Genomic DNA, 19,959 nt, shown 5'->3' with positions numbered 1-19,959 from the left:
CTGGCCTCCTGCTTTCATCGGGTTCTCAATCCGTTTAACGGACAAGGTGCTGGGATAGTTCCCGGAGACTCCGGGGGTCAGTATCTGCAGGTTGGCAATACGGAATCTCGTAATTCAGCAGTCGACGAGGACGGTGAACGGCCCTTCGTTGACGGAGGAGACCCGCATCATCGCCCCGAACCGGCCCTCGGCGACGGTGATCCCCCGGGCACGGAGACCTTCCGCGATGGCGGCGATCACCGGCTCGGCCTCGTCACCGGGGGCGGCGTCGGACCAACTCGGCCGACGCCCCTTCGCGGTGCGCCCCTGGAGCGTGAACTGGCTGACGAGGAGGACCGGAGCATCGACCGACTCCACGGATTCCTCGTCCGGCAGGATCCGCAGCTCGGCGATCTTCCGCACCATGGTCTCAACCCGTGAGGGATTCTCGCCGTCGCCGCGGGCGACGCCGACGAGAGCGAGCAGTCCGCAGGTGTCCGGGCAGTTGATCTCACCCACCACCTGATTGTCGACGGCGACGCTGGCACGGGAAACTCGGGTCAGAACAGCTTTCAAGGAATCCTCCTTCGAACTACCGGGGCACCTCGTGTGCCTCGTCGTCGCTGACGGTGATGTCCGCGGGCAACACGATACCGTGACGGATGAGATCCACGACCGCGGCGGTGGCCTCGGGGAGAACCAGGGAGAAATCCAGTCCCCGTGCGGCGCAGTAGAGTTCCACCGTTTCCGCGAGGCTGAGGCCCTCCGGGTGGAGCCCGGAGAGGATCGCCAGCAGGTGTTCGTCGATGTCGTGGGTGAACCGTGGCCCCTCGGTCCGGCTGATGCGGAGGGCCGCTGGGCGGAAACCCCGACACGCTTCGTCATCGGTGGTGCGGACATCCTCCACGGCGACCCCGGGACGCACCAGGAACCGGGAGTCCGCCACCTCGTCGGCTGTCCTGCCCCGAAGCCAGGCGGAGCGGGTGAAGAACTCGGTCACCTCAGTGCCGAGGTCGGAGGTGTCATTCATCCGGAAGTCCTCCGCGGTGACCTCGGAGGGCAGGTCGTCATCGATCCGCTGGAGAGCGACGAACCCGAACCCGATGCCGGTAACGTCATTGTCCGCGAAGTGGTCCAGCCACTCGATCGTGCTCCGCGCCCCTTCCGGGGAGCGGGGATCGACGGAGCCGTCCCGTAGCCAGGTGCAGACGTACAGTTCCGGATCCGCGACATCCCGCTGGAGGATCCACGCGGCCACACCGGTGTCCGGGATCCATGACGCCACGCGCTGGGTCCAGGAGCTTGCAGCGGTATGCACCCACGAGGCCAGTAGATGCGCGGTACCACCGGGCTTCAGGTGTTCCACGGCGCCTGACACGACGAGCTGACTCGCGGCATCCAGGTCGAGACCGGAGTCCCGGTAGACGAACCCGCCACCGGGGCTGACCACGAACGGCGGGTTCGCGATGATCCGGTCGAATCGCATCCCGGAGACCGGTTCAAACCACGACCCGCGGCGCAGATCCACCATCGCCACGCCGCCGCTGCTGGACTCGGTGCGGCTCACCCGCCGTCCCTCCCGGGTCACCGGGATCCCGGTGCCTGCGAGAGTCGCCTCCGCGAAGTCGAGGGCACGATCGTGGATGTCCGTGGCGGTTATCCGTTCCGCGCAGCTCAGCTGCCCGAGCAACTGAATCCCGCACCCCGTTCCGAGGTCGAGAACGCTGTCCACCGGGGTGGTCGGTGTCGCCTGCAGGAGAGAGAGTGAGGCCGCACCGACACCCGGGACGTGATCCGGGTCGGGGCTCCGGTCGCTCACCGCCGGATCCGGGTCCGCGAAGACCCACCGGTCGGCGCCGTCGATCGTCCGGGGCCGAATGTCCACCGAGATCCGGACCTTGCCGGATCCGGGTTCATGCTCCAACACCCCGGCGTCATCCAGGAGCCCGACCGTCCTCGTGCCGAGAAGCTCGGCGAGTTCCCGGCGTCCGGTCGGCTGCCGGAGCAGGAACACCCGGATGAGCTCGGCCCTACCGGGGTCGCCCGATCCGTCCGTCGCCCGCAGCACCGCCGCGGACTCGCCGCGGAGCAGGGCCGCGGCCGCGGCCGCGCCCAACTGGGCCGAGATCCCGCTCTCGGTGAAACCATGTTCCCCGAAGACCCGGACGAGGTGGGGTACAGCTGCGGAAAGGGCGTCGGGCAAGGGAAACTCCTCGGAAGAACGGTGGATTGCCTCCGCCGGGACTGGTCCGGCGGGTCAGTCGTGATCTATGACGGGCCCACCGGAGTCCGCGGACCCGGGGGATGTCGTTCCGTCTCCTTCGGAATCGACGATGGTGGGCCCCAGCTCGGGGGTTCTGTCGGTCTGCAGTATATGTTGGGCGTTCCGTTCGCGGATCACGGCCGGTTTGTAGACCTGTTTCACCCTGGGGTCCCGGGGTTCACCGGCGCCGTTGCCGATGACGACCGCTATCCACGGCAGCGGGACCGAAATGAGGAAGAGAATCGCCGAGATCCACGTGTTCTCCCACCAGACCCAGGTCGCCGCACTCGCGAGAAGAAACGGGATTCGAGAACCCTGCAGGATCGCGTACTTCCTGCGTCTCGCGTTCAGGTTGTCCAGCGGGGTCTGGCGGGCGTCGGTGATGAGCTCGACCCGGCCGCGCCGGGGGAGCAACCGGCGCAGTCCCCGGCGCCGCGCGGGCGCCGATGCCGCGGCGGCGACGCTGTCCCGGGAGGATCGGTCGGCGGACGTGTGACCACCGGAATCACCTCCGGACTCATCGTCGCTCCGCTGCTGCACCATGATCCCACGATAACCCTGTTGTGCCCGGGGGGCCGGGATTGGGGCATGATGGGTTCCGTGAACACCACGACGAAAACCATTGAACGTCCCGATGTCCGGGAAGACACGACGACGTCCGACGACACCCCGAAGTTCTTCCACTACGTCAAGAAGAACAAGATCGTCGAGTCGGCCGTCTCCGGCCGCATGGTGGTTGCGCTGTGCGGAGAGACCTTTCCCGTGACCAAGCAGGCCAAGCCCGGATCGCCGGTATGCCCCGACTGTGAGCGTGTCTACCGGTCCCTGCGCAAGAAGTGAGCGGCGGCAGACTACGCGCCTGGCAGCGTGCGGCGCTGGACAAGTACATGGCCGCCCAGCCGAAGGACTTCCTCGCCGTCGCAACCCCGGGTGCAGGCAAGACGACCTTCGCGCTGAGGCTCGCCACCGAACTCGTGGGGAACAGGACCGTCGACCGGGTTATCGTGGTCGTGCCGACTGAGCACCTCAAGGTGCAGTGGTCCCAGGCGGCCGCGCGCGTGGGGCTCTCGCTGGATCCGCACTTCACCAACACTGCCGGTGTAGTCAATCCCGAGTACCACGGCATCGTGGTCACCTATGCGCAGGTCGCGATGCACCCGTACAAGCACCGCGCCGTCGCGACGGCGCACAGGTCCCTGGTGATCCTCGACGAGATCCACCACGGTGGTGACGCTAAGAGCTGGGGCGACGGTATCCGGGAGGCCTACGACGACGTCGAACGTCGGCTCGCGCTGACCGGTACCCCGTTCCGTTCGGATGATGCGGCGATCCCGTTCGTCCGGTACACCGACGACGGGGAGGGCTACCTCAAGTCCCGGGCCGACCACACCTACGGGTACGCCGACGCGCTCGCCGACGGAGTGGTGCGTCCGGTCGTGTTCCTCGCCTACTCCGGTGAGGCCCGCTGGCGTACCTCGGCGGGGGAGGAGTTCGCCGCGCGGCTCGGGGAACCACTCAACGCCGAGCAGACCGCCCGCGCCTGGAAGACGGCCCTCGACCCCAGGGGTGACTGGATCCCGGCGGTCCTCCGTGGTGCGCACACGCGGTTGATGCAGCTGCGTGAGCGGATGCCGGACGCCGGTGGCCTGGTCATCGCCACGGACAAGACCACGGCACGCGCCTACGCCAAGATCCTCGGTAGCATGTCCTCGACCCCGGTCACGGTCGTGCTCTCCGACGAGATTGGGGCGTCGCAACGCATCGAGGACTTCTCGAACTCGATGGACGAGTGGATGGTCGCGGTCCGTATGGTCTCCGAGGGCGTCGACGTGCCGCGCCTCGCAGTCGGTGTCTACGCCACCTCCGCATCGACGCCGTTGTTCTTCGCTCAGGCCATCGGCCGGTTCGTGCGTTCCCGGATGCCCGGTGAGACCGCGTCGGTGTTCCTCCCGTCGGTTCCCGTTCTGCTTGATCTCGCCTCCCGGCTGGAAACCCAGCGCGACCATGTCCTGGGGAAACCGGACCGGGTGAAGGAGGGCTGGGACGACGAGCTCCTCGTGGAGGCGAACAGGGAGAAGAACGAGCCGGACGAAACGAAGTCCTATGAGTCAATCGGCGCGGAGGCGGAACTCGATTCGCTGATCTACGACGGTTCAACCTACGGAACCGGCACAATTGCCGGCTCCGCCGAAGAAGCCGACTACCTCGGTCTACCGGGGCTGCTCGATGCGGAGCAGATGCGCCAGCTGCTCAAACAGCGCCAGGCCGAACAGGTGGAGGCGCGCGCCGAGGACCACCGCCACGAGCAGGAGAGAAGGTCCGTGCAACGGAACCAGGCGGAGGAGGAGACGAAATCCACGGCGTCGGACGAGATTCCCCGGCTACGTAAGGAACTCAACACGCTGGTGTCCATCACCTCCGGCAGGACCGGGCGCCCACATGGAGCCATCCACAACGAGGTCCGGCAGAACTGCGGCGGCCCGCCGACCGCACTGTGTACGGCGGAGCAACTCCGTGACCGGATCGCCTACCTGCGGGACTGGTGAGAAGTCCGAGACACCGAAGTGCGTGGAACGGGCGTAGGCTCGGCACCTCATGAGAACAATGTCCCCGACATCCGTACCAGGAGAACAGTGAGCACATCCCCCTCACACAAACCGCCGGAGAAGTCCGGAGACGACTCACACCGCGCGACCGGTGCATCAACGGTGCCCCCGCGGGCGCGGCTCGTGAGCCCGGACCTCGCCCGGGGACTCATGCTCCTCGGTATCGCGATCGCGAACATCACCAGTACCTGGCTGGCCCCGGTTGGCGACGAACCCGATCTGGCGGCCGCCGCGGGCGGAATCGCGGATGGCAGCCTCTACGACCGTCTCGCCGTGGTGTTCGGGGCACTGTTCATCCACGTCCGCGGTGTCGCGATGTTCTCCACGCTCCTCGGCTACGGATTCGGGCTCCTCGCCCTCAGTCTGTGGCGCCGGGGTTTCCCGGTCAGTGGGGCGCGTGCGGTACTCGCCCGGCGCTACGGTTTCCTTGCTGCGTTCGGTGCCGTGCACATGCTGGTGCTCTACTACGGCGACATCATGACCTTCTACGGGCTGATGGGCGTGATCCTCGCCTTCCTTCTCCCGCTCAGGGACCGGACGTTGCTGATCATCGCCGCGGTGCTCCAGGCGATCGCGCTGCTGTTCCTGATCCCGATGATCATGTTCAGCTCGGATCTCGACATGCAGGGATCGTTGGACTTCAGCAGCTACGGCGAATACGTCGCGGTCGGCGGGATGGTCCTCATCGGGTCCCTGTTCCTGTTCCCGGTCCAGTTCGCGATGATCGCACCCGTGATCATCGTCGGTTTCGTCGCCGCCCGAAACGGCGTGCTCACACATCCGGAGAGACACCTGCGGGTGTTGTGGACCGCTGTCGGGGCCGCGGTCGCCGTCATGGTTCTCGTCGGGCTTCCGTGGGGACTGTCGATGGCGGGTTGGGCTCCGGTCGGCTGGGCGCCACGGCTGGAGGCGGTCAACGCCATCGTCGGGATGTTCACCGGACCGGGCCTCGTCGCGGCGATCGCCCTGGGCAGCGTGCCCCTCCAGCGGAGGATTGATGCCGCGCGTGCGGCGGGGGATGAGCATCGACCGGATTTCTGCACGAGGGCCCTCATCGCCCTCGGGCGGCGGTCCATGACCGGCTACGTCCTCCAGTCGGTGCTGTGCGTGGTGTTCCTCTCCTCCTTCGGGCTCCATCTGGTCACCCCGGGCAGCGCTGCCGCGGGTACCGCCGCAGGAATCGTCGTCTGGCTCGTGACGGTGGTGATCGCCGTGGTGCTCGAGCGTCTCGGTCGTCCTGGCCCGCTGGAATGGCTGCACCGCAGGCTCGCCTACGGGAGAGCGGGGCTACCGCGGCACTGGGGCCAGCCGGTGGCCGGCCGCGATCCGATCGTCGATGACCGGGGAGAGCCGGGTAGGTAAGAGCACTGACCCCTACCCGGAAAATCCCGGCTTGGCTGGGCAGGAGACAACAGAACGGCCCGGATCTGCGATACCGGCGATCACGATCCGGGCCGTCGCTACGGGTGCTCGGGGGTGCGCCTGTCGCCTGTCTAGTCGAGGTAGTCCCGCAGAACCTGGGACCGTGACGGGTGCCGGAGTTTCGACATCGTCTTAGATTCGATCTGCCGGATCCGCTCGCGGGTCACGCCGTAGACCTGCCCGATCTCATCGAGGGTCCGGGGCATGCCGTCGGTCAGGCCGAAACGCAGCTTGACTACACCAGCCTCACGCTCAGACAGTGTCTGCAGGACATCCTGGAGCTGATCCTGGAGGAGTGTGAAGCTCACCGCGTCGACGGCGACAACCGCCTCGGAGTCCTCGATGAAGTCACCCAGCTGGCTGTCGCCCTCGTCACCGATCGTCTGATCGAGGGAGATCGGTTCACGGGCATACTGCTGGATCTCGAGGACCTTGTCCTCCGAGATGTCCATCTCCTTCGCGAGCTCTTCCGGGGTGGGTTCGCGGCCCAGGTCCTGGAGCAGTTCACGCTGGATACGACCGAGCTTGTTGATGACTTCGACCATGTGGACCGGGATACGGATGGTGCGGGCCTGGTCCGCCATGGCGCGGGTGATCGCCTGGCGAATCCACCAGGTGGCGTAGGTCGAGAACTTATAGCCCTTGGTGTAGTCGAACTTCTCCACCGCGCGGATCAGTCCGAGGTTGCCTTCCTGGATGAGATCGAGGAAGGCCATGCCGCGACCGGTGTAGCGTTTGGCCAGGCTGACCACGAGGCGGAGGTTCGCCTCAAGCAGGTGGTTTTTCGCCTTCCTACCGTCGCGGGCGATCGCCCGGAGATCCCGCTTGACGGCAGGGGTGAGTTTCGCATCCTTGTCGCCGGCGGCGAACGCCTCCTGCATCTGCTCGATGCGGTACGTGGCGTACAGTCCCGCCTCGATCCGCTTTGCGAGAGAGACTTCTTGCTCGGCGTTCAGCAGCGCGACCTTACCGATCTGCTTGAGATAGGCACGCACAGAGTCGGCGGACGCGGTCAGCTCCGCGTCCTTGCGGGCTTGGCGGAGCGCGGCGGACTCGTCCTCGTCCCAGACGGAGGATCCATCTTCGTCCTCATCGTCCGACGCGGTCACATCGTCTGTGTCGGTGACCTCGTTGTCCTCGTCGGCGGGAAGATCACCGCCCGTGAAGTCCTCATCGTCCGAAGGATCAGCGGTGATGACCACCTCGTCTGTGTCATCCTGCGGTACGTCTGGATCCTTGTCCGTTTTCTTCGGCGCCACCGTTTTTGTGGTCTTTTTCGGTGCCGCCTTTGTGGCCGGAACCTTGCGGGCTGTCTTCTTTGCCGTCTTTTTCGTGGGCTTCTTCACGGCTTTGGCGGTCGCGGACGTCCCCGTCGTCTCTGTTTCCTCCGCGGTCGCGGGGGTGGAGTCGGGTGCGGTCTTCGGTTTGGCTGTCGGCGTGGCCTTCTTCGGCGTTGCCTTCCGGGTGCTCTTCCTGGCCGTCTTCTTTGCCGTTTTCTTCACCGGGACGGAGGTGGTTTCCTGGGCTTCGTCGGCGTCACCGTTCCCGGCCGCGGAAGTCGCTGCCGCGGTGCGCGCAGTTCGTGGGGTGGCCTTCCGGGCCGATGCCTTGCGCGCGGTTTTCCGGGCTGTTTTCTTTACCGTTTTGCGTGCTGCGGGTGTGTCCGAGGAGGAGCTCTCAGAGTCCTCCGGTCGGGCCAGGTCTGAAGAATCAGTGGCTGCCACGTGCGCCCTTTCGCCTTGAGATCGTGTTCTGTGTCCGGTGCTGGATGCTTGCCCCCAGTTGAGCCCCGTCAGGAGGTCCGCTCAGGGGCGGGAGCTGACCGCAGAACAATGAGCTCCACGAATACCAGCACCGGCCACATGGGTGAATCAGGTGCGCTCACCGCGGTCCCATCCGACGGAGTGGGCTGTATTACCACCGGTTCAAGGCCGGTTTCCTGATCGGTTGTGACGGCTACAGTGAGACGAGGTTAATTCACGGTCAACTCGCCAGTATAGATGAACTGCGAGGTGTTCGTGGCCGACGGTACACCCACAGCCGCCGCTGTCGCCGTGGAAAGGCGGCTCCCGTCCCGCGGCGGCTACGGGGCGAGGTTCCGGTCCACGGCCATGGCCGCTCCCACGATTCCGGCACGGTTCCGCAATTCAGCAGGTACGACCCGGGTGGAACACTCGAGTTTGGGTACCCACTTGTGTGCCTTGCGGGAAATTCCGCCCCCGACGATGAACAGCGACGGCCAGAACAGGCGTTCATATTCTCGGAGCACCGGGGACACGCGTTCGCGGGCCCACTGCCCGTACCCGAGATCCTCACGAACCTTCGTTGCTGAGGAAGCGAGGTGTTCGGCCTCGGTGCCGTCGATCAGCAGGTGGCCGAGTTCGGTGTTCGGGAACAGCTCCCCATCCATAAGAAACGCACTTCCGATACCTGTACCGAAGGTCAACAGAATCACGGATCCCGTTCGGGCCTCAGGGTTCCCGAAGGAGACCTCAGCGAGCCCGGCGGCGTCGGCGTCGTTGAGAACACTGATGCGTCGGTGGCCGACGGTCTCGTGGAAGAGCGCATTCACATCGGTGTCGACCCAGGTGGGATCAATATTGGCCGCGGTCAGGGCGCGCTGCTCCCGGATGACCGAAGGTACCGTGATACCTACGGGGCCGTCCCAATCTGCCAGGCGCACGATCTCCTCGACGGTCCCGGCCACGGCCTCGGGTGTCGCCGGTCGCGGTGTGGGGATCTTGATACGGTCGTCGATGAATTCGCCGGTGTCGAGGTTGACCCGGGCGCCTTTGATACCCGATCCGCCGACGTCAATTCCAAAACCGATGTTTGTCATGGGTTCATTGTACAAATTCGACGAACTCAACTTCCCGGATCCGCTGTCGTGACGTCCGGGGTCACTGGCGGCACAATGGAGGTATGAACGAGATCAACGCTTCGGCAGATGGGGACAAACAGCAGACCACGGATCCGCGAATCCTCCGTGACCTCGCGATCGGGTGGGCGCGCCGGGCCCACCACCTCATCGTCAGCGAACTGTCGCGGATAGATAATCTCAGTGCGTCCGTCACATTCAAATCCTCGGAGGTGGACCCCGTCACCGTCGTGGATAGAGCCGTCGAGGAACTGGTGACCTCTCTCATCGCGGAGCAGCGGCCGGGGGACGGACTCATCGGGGAAGAAGGCGCGCACAGGGAATCCTCGACCTCTGTCCACTGGGTGGTCGATCCCATCGACGGAACGGTGAACTTCCTCTACGGTGTTCCGATGTACGCGGTGTCGATCGCGGCCGCCGTTGACGGGACACCCGTCGCGGGTGTCGTCCTGAATGCGGCAACCGGCGAACTCTACTCCGCAGCGACCGGTTGTGGCGCGTTCGTCACCGGGGCCAATGACCGGCTGCGCCGATTGCGGTGCAACGAGGTCAGTGACACCGGTCATGCACTGGTCGCGACCGGGTTTTCCTATGATTCCGCGCTCCGTGGGCGTCAGGCTGAGATGCTCGCCCGGATGCTGCCCCGGGTGCGGGACATCAGGAGGATGGGCAGTGCTGCGCTCGATCTCTGTCAGGTGGCGTGTGGGCGCGTGGACGCCTATTACGAGCACGCACTGAACGGGTGGGACTTCGCCGCGGGAATCGTGATAGCCCGGGAGTCGGGGGCCCGCGTGGTGGCGCCGACACTGGACTCGAGATCAGCGGACGGGGAACTGATCTGGGCGGCTGCCGAGACCGTGGCAGACGACTTCGGGGCCCTTCTGGAACGGTGTGGTGCCGTTGCCAGAGTCCAGAGCGCAGAATGACACCGTATCCCGGCGGCATTGGTGGGTAGATCCTTTGCTCTCGACGCTGTGAACTGCCGAAACTGTGTTGAGGAGAGCTGAATATGACAAGGGCGCGTTTAAGGCTTAATATGCGCGTCGACATGCAATACGATGGCGGGCCAGGCCCCGCTACCTGATCTGCACCGCCCGACCACATTGTGAGACAAAGGAGCCGACACCATGGCTACCGATTACGACGCCCCCAGGCTGCGGCCCGATGACGACATCGAGACCGATTCCCTCGAAGGGCTGAAGGCTTCCGAGAGCGCCCAGACCGTCCTGGATGATGACGGAGAGATTGTCGAGCCCTTCGAACTCCCGGCGATGGATCTTTCGGGGGAGGAACTCAACATCCAGGTTGTTCCCCGGCGGGCCGATGAGTTCACCTGCGGAAGTTGTTTCCTCGTGCAACGCCAGAACCGGCTCTCACACGTCGAGGAGAACGGCGACCAGATCTGCCTCGACTGCGCCTGATCTGATCTGAGCCGGGGCCGTATCCCGAAGCCGTCCATACACTGGGTCGCGCCTGGATATGGGATGTACCGGGCGCACCTCTTCAGTCTGGCGGTTGGCACCAGCGGGGTGTGTGGGTGCGGTGGTGTTACGCGGCGGGAGTGTGCTGTTCCGGTAGCAATGCCGCGATCAATGACTCCGGATCCCTGGACCCGATGAGCCAGTAGGGGGTCGGGTCCTCCGGATCGTCGAGAACGAACATCGCCATCTCCGGGACCCACCCGTGGGAGACGACGAAGGCGGCTGGGTCGAGCTGCCGGCCCATCGCGTTCCGTTTGGCGGACGCAGGTACTGCCAGCGTCCGCGAGACCGCGTCATCGGGGAGGATCGCGTCTCCCGCGCGCAGCCAGCGGACACCTTCTTCGTCCTCTTCAACCGAGATAACGGTTCCTGAGAGTGACAGCAGCACCCAGACTGCCGTTCCCGTGAGAATGACTCCGGGGGCGTACAGCCAGATCTCCGACCGGTTGTGGGCCAGTTGTCCGGTGAGCAGCGCAACAATAAGGCCACCGAAAATCCACCACGACCACGGCACCCACTGCCGCTCGCGGTAGACGACCCTGGTGGCGTTCGATACGGATTCACTCACACGGGGTATTCTACTGCACCGCGAACTCGGGCCGGCTCGGGTGGGCCTCGCGAGGACCCGTCGCACGTTGCGTAGTGTTGGGGGCGTGACTCATACGAATCAGACTGCCCCGGCAATCCGTTTCCTCAGGCTCGACACGGGTGCCGTCATACCCCGCCGCGCCCATCGAGGAGACGCAGGGGTTGACCTCGCCGCCCTGGAGCGAACCGTAATCGAACCGGGTGAACGAGCCCTGGTTGGTACCGGTCTGGCCATCGCGTTGCCTCTCGGCTACGTCGGTCTGATCCACCCCAGGAGCGGCCTGGCCTTACGCTACGGATTGTCCATCGTGAATACTCCCGGCACCATTGACGCCGACTACCGGGGTGAGATCAAGGTGTGCCTGATCAATCTCGATCCGCGGGAGCCGATCACCATCGAACCCGGGGACCGCATCGCACAACTCGTGATCCAGAAGGTGGAACTCTGTGATTTCGTCGAGACCGACGCACTGGATGAAACGGTGCGCGGTGCATCCGGGTACGGTTCCACCGGGATCGGTTGAGGATCCGGCGGTAGCTGGGACACCGAACAGCCTCATCCAACGACGGCGGTTGCTCGGGTAGCTGCATAATGGAGGTCGGCACCGGTTCCGGTGGCGGCCGGGGCAGATGCGACCTGGGCTGGAACACAACGACAAACAACTACAACCCGCAACCGATTCGGCGTGCCGTCGGCATCAGAACACCGGTGACACGGGGAAGGAGACTGAACAGCACATGGCGCTATTCGGATTCGGAAAGAAAAAAGGCCAGCAGGACAATCCGTCATATGACGAGTCCTGGGATACACCTGAGCCCCAGGAGGTGTCTCTCTCCGGTGTTGACGACAGCGGAGATTCAGCGAAGGTGGAGTCAGAGGTTGGGACACAGAACAGCATCGAGATCGACGGCCCCGACTCACTCCACGATGCTGTCTCCGGTGAGGTCGGCCCCTTCGACGGAGAGTCCGTCGATGTCCGGGAATTCGATTTCTCCGACTTCGCAGACGGCGTGCTCAACCTCGGATCGCTCGCGGTGCCGATGCCCCGTGGCTCTGAGGTCCAGGTGGAGATGGGGGAAAAGGGCCCTCGGATGCTGCACATCATCACGGCGTACGGTCGCATCACACCGGTTGCGTTCGCTGCCCCGCGGTCAGCCGGCCAGTGGCGGGAGTCGACCAGAGAAATCGTCGAGGGCATGCGGAAGGACGGTCTCACCGTGCATGTCGAACACGGTCCCTGGGGCCGTGAGGTCGTGGGTGCAGCGGGTGAAGCCGTGATCCGGATCATCGGCGTCGACGGTCCCCGGTGGATGCTCCGGATGACCCTCGCTGCGCCTGCGGGATCGGCCGATGAGCTCGCTCAACTCGGGAGAGACGTTACCGCCCGGACATTCGTGTACCGCGGCGACGGGCCGATGCCGGCCGGACAGTCGCTCCCCGTCGCACTCCCCGAAGCCCTGGCCAGGCAGGTCACCCAGGCTATGCAGGAACGACTGAAGAAGGCGCAGGAGACCGGGAAGATGGACACCCGTGACCTGCGGGCGCGCACCGCGACCCCAGAGGAGGCCGCACAGCAGCAGCGTACCGCGGAAACTCCTGCCGACGCTTCCCCCGAAAGCCACGCCGACGGTCCCGGCAACCGGCAGACGACCGAGGACCCTGGTTCCGGCCCGCGGGTTGAAGCATCTGCGATGCAGGAGATCCGAAAGACGGACCGGTAGTGGCCGGCGACCACAGCAGCGCCGAGGAACAGGTTGTCGCGGACGGTGCGGCGTCAGCTGAACCGCCGACCCCGACGCTGCTCGAACAGATGGGTGGACTCGGGGGCCTGGTCTCCTCGACGCTCCCGATCCTCGTCCTGATCCCGGTCAACAACCGGTTCGGGCTGATTTGGGCGCTCACCGCTTCACTCGCCGTGGCCGTCGCGATTTTCACCTGGCGGCTCGCCCGCAGGGAGAATCTCCAGCCGGCGATATCCGGTCTTTTCGGTGTGGCGATTGGTGCTGCCTTCGCCCTGTTCACCGGCGACGCGAAGGCCTACTTCCTCTACGGGATCTGGATGTCGCTGCTTTTCGCGGTCGTGTTCCTGACCTCCGTGGTGGTGCGCTGGCCCATGGTCGGCGTCGCCTGGCGTGGGTTGAACGGTCATGACATGACCTGGCGCCTCATCCCCGGGGCGCGACGCGCCTACTCCGGGGCGACGATTGCCTGGTCGCTGGTGTTTCTCGCCAGATTCCTCGTGCAGTGGAATCTCTACGAGGCTGACGCGACGAACGCTCTCGCGGTCGCGCGGATCGCCATGGGGTGGCCCCTCACCGGTGTCGCTGCGCTCCTGACCGTGTGGGCGGTACGTCATGCATCGAAAGCGATGGCGGCGGCGGAGACAACCGGGAAACCGGATGCCTCCGGACCCGGGATGCCAACCTGACCTCGGGCGGCGAGGCACCATTCACCAGTTTCCCCATTCTCAACCTTGAACCGATTGGACCCCAGTGACCGAAAATATATCCCCCGATAGTTCCCGTCCGACGGAGCAGCACCCCGTCGCAGTCGGTGACCGCATCACAGTGAACGTTGATCGACCAGCCCACGGCGGTGAAGGGATCGCGTATCTGCCGGACGGTCGTATCGTTTTCGTCCGCGGTGGGATTCCCGGTGATGTGCTCCGGGTCGAGATCACCAAGGTAAAGAAGCGGTTTACTGCGGCCCGGATCATCGACGTGGTCCAGTCGTCTCCACATCGGGTCCCCCAGCGGTGCGCAGCTGCCGCACGGGGAGCGGGCTGCTGTGACTATGGGCATGTTGACCCGGCGGCGGAGGATGCGCTCAAACGTGCGGTACTGCTCGATCAGCTCCACCGGATCGGACGTCTCAGCGACGAGGATATTCCGGAGGTCGAGAGCATTGCCCTGGAACCGGTCTCGGGGTGGCGGACGCGCGTCCGCCTGGGCGTGGACGCGACCGGGCACGCCGGGACGAGGATCGCCGGTAGTCACGAGCTTCTATCGATCGCCTGCATGCAGGCGCTCCCGGGCATGCTTGAGGGAGTGGTCGGTCCCGGGGCCGGACGGTTCACGCCAGGCGCCGAGCTCATTGTCGCCGTCGATTCCACCGGTGACCGCCACGTGGTTGAATCGCGGCGGGCGGCACGCGGTCGGAGAACGGAGGCGATCCAACGGACGCTGGAGGGGAGCGGCGTCTGCACCGAGAAGATTGGCGGGCACACCTACCACCTCCCGGCCACTGCTTTCTGGCAGGCGCACAAGGAGGCCCCGGCGACCTTCACCGCAATCGTCCGGTCGTGGCTCACCGACGCGCTATCCTCTGACACAGATGCGGTGCCGTCAGCACCCGGTGCACCTGTCGGTTGGGACCTCTATGGAGGTGCAGGTTTGTTCGCGCCCGCTCTGCTTGATGCTCTGCGGGAGACCTCCGGGTACTCTGATTCCTCCGTCATCTCCGTTGAACAGTCCGCGATGGCCGGGGAATGCGGCCGGTCGGCACTCGCTGACCTGCCCGTAGAGTTCCGAACTGGGGAGGTGGACGCGGAGGTTCCCCAGTTACCGGCACCTCGAGCGGTTGTGCTTGATCCACCGAGGACCGGAGCCGGAGCTGACACCGTCAGCGCAATCGCCGGCGCCCGCCCGTCCGCGGTTATTCATGTCGGCTGCGATCCGGCGACGTTCGCACGGGATATTGCCGCTTGGTCCGCCTCCGGGTTCCGACTGGCCAGGTTGGCGGTCATCGGGGCTTTCCCGGGGACCCACCATCTGGAGGCGTTCGGCCTTCTCGTACCGGACCATGGTTAATGAATCGGGCATCTGGACCCGGGGGCGGTTCCTTTCCCAGATGGCATAGGCAAATCGACACGGGGTAGGATTGGCGGAACAACCACACCCGGGTCGTTCCGCCGCACCCGGACCCGTTCCGGTCCGGACGGAGTCGGGTACCGCAGCACAGGTCCTAGACGGATCGCGTCACGGATACCGGCAGGAACACGTGATGTTCCTGATTCGAGGCGACGGCTCGAGTGTGACCCAGTTTCCCGACCATCACGCCGTTCCCAGCCGGACGGCACGCCCGACCAGGGCTCCCGGTCACCCACCGACTGAGCCCGACGAAAGAAAAGGTGTCTGACTCACGCCAATGGAGATCCTCAACCGCATCCACACTCCCGCTGACCTCCGCACCCTCAGTGATCTTGAGCTGGAGGGACTCGCGGAGGAGATTCGCGACTTCCTCGTGGAGAAGGTCTCCGCAACGGGTGGGCACCTCGGCCCTAATCTCGGTGTCATCGAACTGACCATCGCGCTGCACAGGGTGTTTGACTCCCCGAATGACCCGATGATCTTCGATACAAGCCACCAGTCCTACGTGCACAAGATACTCACCGGGCGGGCAGATCGTTTCGACTCCCTGCGGCAGAAAGGCGGGTTGTCGGGGTACACCAGTCGAAGTGAGAGCGAGCACGACTGGACCGAATCCTCCCACGCGTCAGCATCGCTGAGCTACGCCGACGGATTGGCCAAGGCTTTCGAGATCACCGGTCAGACGGACCGCACGGTCGTCGCCGTGGTGGGCGACGGAGCACTTACCGGTGGCATGTGTTGGGAGGCGCTCAACAACATCGCCGCCGGATACGAACGGCGGGTCGTGATCGTCGTCAACGACAATGGACGCAGTTATTCACCCACCATCGGTGGTCTCGCGGAGAACCTCGCCTCGTTGCGGATGCAGCCGTTCTACGACCGGGTCATGGAACAGGGCAAGACGACGCTGAATTCCATGGGCTGGGTTGGTCGGCGCACGTTCGAGGCTCTCCGCGCTGTCAAGGAGAGTGTCAGGCACTCCGTCATCCCCAGTGAGATGTTCCCGGAACTGGGTATGAAGTACATCGGCCCGGTCGACGGACACGACCTGGCGGGCCTGGAGAACGCTTTCCGTTACGCGCGGGAGCACCAGGGGCCGATCATCGTGCACTGCGTCACCGAGAAGGGACGCGGTTACGCTCCGGCGGAGAACAACGTCGCCGATCTGATGCACTCCACCGGAGTCATGGACCCCGCGACCGGCGAGGCCGTGGGAGTCTCCGCTCCCGGGTGGACGGGGCTCTTCGCTGCGGACCTCGTCGAGATCGGCGCGGAACGGGACGACATCGTTGCCATCACCGCGGCGATGGCGGGCCCCACGGGGCTGACCAGGTTCGGGGAAGCCTATCCGGACCGTTTCTTCGACGTCGGTATCGCGGAACAACATGCGCTGACGTCAGCGGCCGGCCTCGCGCTGGGGGGCCTGCATCCGGTCGTGGCGGTCTACTCGACCTTTCTCAACCGGGCATTCGACCAGCTGCTGATGGACGTAGCCCTCCTCGATTTGCCCGTCACACTCGTCCTTGACCGGGCTGGAGTCACCGGTTCCGACGGCGCGAGTCACAACGGGGTGTGGGACATGGTGGTCACCGGAATCGTGCCGGGCATCCGGGTGTCTGCGCCCCGGGACGGTCGGCGGCTGTCGGAGTTGCTCCGCGAGGCCACCGACGTCGACGACGGACCCACCGTCGTGCGTTTCCCGAAGGGGCCGCTGCCCGATGAACTCCCGGCGTCCTTCACCCTCGGGGACGGTGTCGATGTTCTCGTCTACTCGGATTCCTTCGGGCCGGAGGAGCGCCCCGGTACGGATGCGACAGACGATCCTGAGGCACCCTCGGTTCTCATCGTCTCGGTCGGGGCGATGGCCCACACCGCGGTTGCGGCGGCGACGGAGCTCGGGGAACGGGGGGTGGACGTGACCGTGATCGATCCCCGGTGGGTTATCCCCGTCGCACCATCTGTTCTCGCGCTGGCAGCAGATCATGATCTCGTCGTCACAATCGAGGACGGGGTCGTGCACGGAGGTATCGGTTCGATGATCTCCGAGGCACTCAACGCGAGTGAGGTCGATACCCCTCTGCGGCAGATGGCTGTCCCAGAACGTTTCCTCGATCATGCCTCACGCGGCGAGGTTCTCAGAGATCTGGGGCTCGACACCGCTGGTGTCACGGCACAGATCGACTCGTGGCTCCGTGGGATTGGGTTTGCCGACACACCGGAGACACCTGCAGGCCGCTGACTTCGACATTGTGGTCCGGTCCGCGCGGGGCCGGGTCAGAGCAGCTCCCGGGCCAGGACCGGGACGGTAAGATCGATCTGCCAGGGCCGGGCCTCCAGACCCTCGAGGTGATCGACCAGCTGCCCCACAGACCGGATCGTCCCCGTCTCCACGGCGTTCCAGACGGTGGAACGGAGCGTAGCGGGGGCGAGAAGGTTCTCCACCGGGACATCAACCTGTTCGGCGACCTCCGAGAGTGATTCCCTGGCCCGGGTCAGAGTCTCCTTGACTTCCGGATAAGAGGCCATCGCCGATCGTCCCGGAACGTGACACGACCCGTGTTCGGGGAGCTTTGGCCAGGAAGAACGGGGGCTGCGTCGCGCCCTGTCGACCACGGACATCCATCTGGCCCGCGCTCGTTCGTCACGCTTGGGAAATCCGCTGATCGTCGTCAGATCCCGAGGAGATTCGGGGAGCCTTCGTGCGATCTCGATCATCGTTCTTGTTTTGAGGATTCGGTGGACCGCGCAGTCCCGCTTCCGTGCGATACGATCCCGTTCGAGCCACAGTTCCCGCGCCACAACCCGCTGTTCCGGCCGGTTCAGGCCGTTGATGCCCTTGGCCCGCACCCACGTCGGTGGGATGGAGCTAGCCCCTGGGGCGTGGAGACGTCTGATGTGCTGGAATTCCTGGACAGCCCAGTCGAGTTTCCCCCCGGCATCAAGTATCTCAACCATGGCCTCGGCGAGCTCATTGAGCAGTTCGACGTCCAGAGCGGCGTAATCCAACCATTCGTCGGGAAGCGGCCTCGTCGACCAGTCTTCCTGCCCGTGTCCCTTGGACAGCGTGTACCCGAGGATGTCCTCGGTCATGGCCGCCAGATTGACGTGGTCCATGCCGGCGAGCCTGCCTGCCAGTTCTGTGTCGAAGAGATCTGCGGGGTACAGCCCCAACTGTGCGAGGCACGGGAGATCACTGGGGGCGGCATGGATGATCCAGGTCGCGGAATTCAAGACCGGGGCGAACGCCTCGCGGAGCTCGTCACGGTGTCCTTCCGGGTCGAGGAGCAAGGTTCCCGTGTCCCGGCGACGTAGTTGGATAAGGAATGCTCTTTCGTCGTACCGGTATCCGGATGCGCGCTCGGTGTCCACGGCTATCGGACCGCGCCCCGCGGACAACGCCTGTGCCGCGGCACTGAAACCCCGGGCGCTGTCGATGAGCTTCGGTGTGCCACCGGTCGGTGAAGTCAGCGGTACTGCCATGGCCCCTAAGTGTAGTGCGGTCCGTGCCCCTGATGTTCTCCAAAGACGCCGGAATGGGTTCCACTCAGAATGTTCAGATATTGTTTAGGTTAAGTTCAGAAATATGAACGATCGGGGGTGAAGTTGACGGGGGTGGGTAGTCCACGGTGGTCCGTGTAGGGGAGGCTGGGCTATCCTGGCACGGCCGTCCGCAAATGGGGTAATCCCCAGTCGGAAGTTTGGACATGCGTTGTCCAATGAGCCGAGGTACCCCCCGTTTGTGCGTGGCGGACAGATGGGCCCGCCCGGAAATGTGTGTATCCGGTTGGACCCGGATGTACCACAGGGTGTGACAAGGGTGGCCCAAATCCCGAAATTTCGCAGAAGGAAAAGGAAGATTATGACCATCAGGACCCGTGTCACCGCTGTGGCGGCAGTCGCAGCATTCGCGCTCGCAGGCTGCTCGTCCGCAGATGACGACGCAGACCAGAACGCCACCACCGGATCCAGCTCCGCCAGCTCGGCTACCACGAAGTCGGACGACGGCAAGGTCGCGGCCCAGTACCCCGTCACGGTGAAGCACCGTCAGGGCGAGACCGAGATCAAAGCCGAGCCGCAGAAGATCGTCGCCATGAACTACTCGGGCGTCGACTACCTGGTCTCAATCGGCTACGGCGACCGCATCGTCGGTGTCACCTCCGCTGGTGCTGCTCCGGAGATTCTCGACGGCTTCCAGGATAAGCAGACCATCGGTTCCTTCCGCGAGCCCGACTACGAGGCCATCGCCTCCCTCGAACCGGACCTGATCGTCATTGGTGGACGCACGGCGGGAACCTACGAGCAGATGTCCGAGATCGCCCCCACCATCGATGTCACGGTTGAGTACGACGACTACCTGAAATCCAATGCCGAGTCCGCCGAGATGGTCGGCGCCGCATTCGGTGTCGGAGACAAGGCTGAGGAGAAGGCCGAGGAGCTCAAGAAGAAGGCTGACGACTATAAAAAGAAGATCTCCGCCGGTGCTCCTACCGCGCTCGTCATCATGACCAACGGCGGAGAACTGTCGACCTACTCCGAAAAATCCCGCTTCGGAATGATTTTCGACCTTGGCTACACTCCCGCGGCGAAGCTGGATGAAGCCGGACCGCACGGTGACCCCGTGAGTTTCGAGTTCGTGGCGGACGCCGATCCAGAGTACCTCTTCGTGGTTGACCGAGACGCCGCGATCGGGCGTGACGGCAACACCGCCCAGGCCACTCTCGACAACGAGCTGATCAACAACACGAAGGCCGCCAAGAACGGCAACATCGTCTACCTCGACTCCTCGGACTGGTACCTCGTCGTCGGCGGTCTGACCACGATGTCCAAGATGATCGACGCTGCAGGCTCCGCGTACAGGGGCTGACCCGGCGG

The 19,959-nt window shown here is 64.8% G+C and carries 17 protein-coding genes and 2 pseudogenes; 12 read left to right on the top strand and 7 right to left on the bottom strand.

Annotated features, from left to right (window positions below):
* Positions 1-114: 114 nt before the first annotated feature.
* From dtd to JDV76_RS06555, 3 genes are read right to left on the bottom strand one after another with little or no spacing between them, the layout of a single operon-like run.
* A complete protein-coding gene (gene dtd / locus JDV76_RS06565; protein ID WP_198736055.1) occupies positions 115-555 on the bottom strand; it encodes a D-aminoacyl-tRNA deacylase in 441 nt (146 codons plus the stop codon).
* Positions 556-571: 16 nt separating this feature from the next.
* Positions 572-2,182 carry a DUF7782 domain-containing protein gene (locus JDV76_RS06560; protein ID WP_198736054.1) on the bottom strand — a complete coding sequence of 537 codons (1,611 nt, stop codon included), beginning with the start codon at positions 2,180-2,182 and terminating at the stop codon, positions 572-574.
* A 54-nt stretch (positions 2,183-2,236) separates the two neighbouring features.
* A complete protein-coding gene (locus JDV76_RS06555) occupies positions 2,237-2,785 on the bottom strand; it encodes a DUF3099 domain-containing protein (RefSeq protein ID WP_198736053.1) in 549 nt (182 codons plus the stop codon).
* A 57-nt stretch (positions 2,786-2,842) separates the two neighbouring features.
* Here JDV76_RS06555 and JDV76_RS06550 point away from each other — a divergent pair, with 57 nt between their 5' ends.
* The 4 genes and pseudogenes from JDV76_RS06550 (at position 2,843) to JDV76_RS12905 (ending at position 6,210) form a co-directional block, all read left to right on the top strand.
* The gene (locus JDV76_RS06550) at positions 2,843-3,082 is read left to right on the top strand and encodes a DUF3039 domain-containing protein (RefSeq protein ID WP_198736052.1); all 240 of its coding nucleotides are present in this window, start codon (positions 2,843-2,845) and stop codon (positions 3,080-3,082) included.
* Between the two features lie 47 nt (positions 3,083-3,129).
* Positions 3,130-4,534, top strand: a pseudogene (locus tag JDV76_RS06545) (DEAD/DEAH box helicase); the annotation flags it as partial.
* Positions 4,535-4,602: 68 nt separating this feature from the next.
* Positions 4,603-4,788, top strand: a pseudogene (locus JDV76_RS13035) (ATP-dependent helicase); the annotation flags it as partial.
* A gap of 87 nt (positions 4,789-4,875) precedes the next feature.
* Positions 4,876-6,210: a DUF418 domain-containing protein gene (locus JDV76_RS12905; protein WP_198736050.1), complete on the top strand. Its 1,335-nt coding sequence runs from the start codon at positions 4,876-4,878 to the stop codon at positions 6,208-6,210.
* 131 nt (positions 6,211-6,341) lie between these two features.
* Here JDV76_RS12905 and JDV76_RS06535 read toward each other — a convergent pair whose 3' ends face one another.
* Both JDV76_RS06535 and ppgK read right to left on the bottom strand, forming a co-directional pair.
* Positions 6,342-7,994, bottom strand: coding sequence for an RNA polymerase sigma factor (locus JDV76_RS06535; protein ID WP_198736049.1), 1,653 nt, complete (start codon positions 7,992-7,994; stop codon positions 6,342-6,344).
* A 359-nt stretch (positions 7,995-8,353) separates the two neighbouring features.
* A complete protein-coding gene (gene ppgK / locus JDV76_RS06530) occupies positions 8,354-9,109 on the bottom strand; it encodes a polyphosphate--glucose phosphotransferase (protein WP_198736048.1) in 756 nt (251 codons plus the stop codon).
* Positions 9,110-9,192: 83 nt separating this feature from the next.
* Between ppgK and JDV76_RS06525 the strand changes: the two genes are divergently transcribed.
* Complete coding sequence (locus tag JDV76_RS06525; protein WP_198736047.1) at positions 9,193-10,074, top strand: inositol monophosphatase family protein; 882 nt, start codon at positions 9,193-9,195, stop codon at positions 10,072-10,074.
* A gap of 201 nt (positions 10,075-10,275) precedes the next feature.
* Positions 10,276-10,569: a DUF4193 domain-containing protein gene (locus tag JDV76_RS06520; RefSeq protein ID WP_198736046.1), complete on the top strand. Its 294-nt coding sequence runs from the start codon at positions 10,276-10,278 to the stop codon at positions 10,567-10,569.
* A gap of 127 nt (positions 10,570-10,696) precedes the next feature.
* Here JDV76_RS06520 and JDV76_RS06515 read toward each other — a convergent pair whose 3' ends face one another.
* A complete protein-coding gene (locus JDV76_RS06515; RefSeq protein ID WP_198736045.1) occupies positions 10,697-11,197 on the bottom strand; it encodes a DUF3093 domain-containing protein in 501 nt (166 codons plus the stop codon).
* Between the two features lie 115 nt (positions 11,198-11,312).
* On the opposite strand from JDV76_RS06515, the gene dut reads away from it, so the two are divergent.
* The 5 genes from dut (at position 11,313) to dxs (ending at position 17,326) form a co-directional block, all read left to right on the top strand.
* Positions 11,313-11,741: a dUTP diphosphatase gene (gene dut / locus JDV76_RS06510; protein ID WP_248140837.1), complete on the top strand. Its 429-nt coding sequence runs from the start codon at positions 11,313-11,315 to the stop codon at positions 11,739-11,741.
* A 214-nt stretch (positions 11,742-11,955) separates the two neighbouring features.
* Positions 11,956-12,939 carry a DUF3710 domain-containing protein gene (locus tag JDV76_RS06505; protein ID WP_198736043.1) on the top strand — a complete coding sequence of 328 codons (984 nt, stop codon included), beginning with the start codon at positions 11,956-11,958 and terminating at the stop codon, positions 12,937-12,939.
* Between the two features lie 89 nt (positions 12,940-13,028).
* Positions 13,029-13,646, top strand: a complete 618-nt coding sequence (locus JDV76_RS06500) for a DUF3159 domain-containing protein (RefSeq protein WP_198736442.1) — start codon at positions 13,029-13,031, stop codon at positions 13,644-13,646.
* A 76-nt stretch (positions 13,647-13,722) separates the two neighbouring features.
* A complete protein-coding gene (locus JDV76_RS06495; protein WP_198736441.1) occupies positions 13,723-15,027 on the top strand; it encodes a class I SAM-dependent RNA methyltransferase in 1,305 nt (434 codons plus the stop codon).
* A gap of 337 nt (positions 15,028-15,364) precedes the next feature.
* Entirely contained in the window at positions 15,365-17,326 is a 1,962-nt protein-coding gene (dxs, locus tag JDV76_RS06490) for a 1-deoxy-D-xylulose-5-phosphate synthase (protein WP_198736042.1), read from the top strand.
* A gap of 35 nt (positions 17,327-17,361) precedes the next feature.
* Here the strand turns inward: dxs and JDV76_RS06485 are convergent, their stop codons facing one another.
* Positions 17,362-18,567 (bottom strand): HRDC domain-containing protein, encoded by a 1,206-nt coding sequence (locus JDV76_RS06485; protein ID WP_198736041.1) that lies wholly within the window; start codon positions 18,565-18,567, stop codon positions 17,362-17,364.
* A gap of 379 nt (positions 18,568-18,946) precedes the next feature.
* Between JDV76_RS06485 and JDV76_RS06480 the strand changes: the two genes are divergently transcribed.
* The gene (locus tag JDV76_RS06480) at positions 18,947-19,951 is read left to right on the top strand and encodes a siderophore ABC transporter substrate-binding protein (protein WP_198736040.1); all 1,005 of its coding nucleotides are present in this window, start codon (positions 18,947-18,949) and stop codon (positions 19,949-19,951) included.
* Positions 19,952-19,959 lie beyond the last annotated feature (8 nt).

It is taken from the genome of Corynebacterium marambiense, assembly GCF_016342275.1.
GTDB classification, from domain to species: Bacteria; Actinomycetota; Actinomycetes; order Mycobacteriales; family Mycobacteriaceae; genus Corynebacterium; species Corynebacterium marambiense.
The sequence above is the reverse complement of the archived record's forward strand: the minus strand, read 5'-3'. Positions and strand labels throughout refer to the sequence as shown.

Bases quoted from the DNA above. Each gene is read 5' to 3' on its own strand.
- JDV76_RS06505 (WP_198736043.1), top strand. From the start codon at position 11,956: ATGGCGCTATTCGGATTCGGAAAGAAAAAAGGCCAGCAGGACAATCCG.
- dxs (WP_198736042.1), top strand. From the start codon at position 15,365: ATGGAGATCCTCAACCGCATCCACACTCCCGCTGACCTCCGCACCCTC.
- JDV76_RS06500 (WP_198736442.1), top strand. From the start codon at position 13,029: ATGGGTGGACTCGGGGGCCTGGTCTCCTCGACGCTCCCGATCCTCGTC.
- JDV76_RS06480 (WP_198736040.1), top strand. From the start codon at position 18,947: ATGACCATCAGGACCCGTGTCACCGCTGTGGCGGCAGTCGCAGCATTC.
- JDV76_RS06520 (WP_198736046.1), top strand. From the start codon at position 10,276: ATGGCTACCGATTACGACGCCCCCAGGCTGCGGCCCGATGACGACATC.
- JDV76_RS06555 (WP_198736053.1), bottom strand. From the start codon at position 2,785: ATGGTGCAGCAGCGGAGCGACGATGAGTCCGGAGGTGATTCCGGTGGT.
- JDV76_RS06525 (WP_198736047.1), top strand. From the start codon at position 9,193: ATGAACGAGATCAACGCTTCGGCAGATGGGGACAAACAGCAGACCACG.
- ppgK (WP_198736048.1), bottom strand. From the start codon at position 9,109: ATGACAAACATCGGTTTTGGAATTGACGTCGGCGGATCGGGTATCAAA.
- JDV76_RS06485 (WP_198736041.1), bottom strand. From the start codon at position 18,567: ATGGCAGTACCGCTGACTTCACCGACCGGTGGCACACCGAAGCTCATC.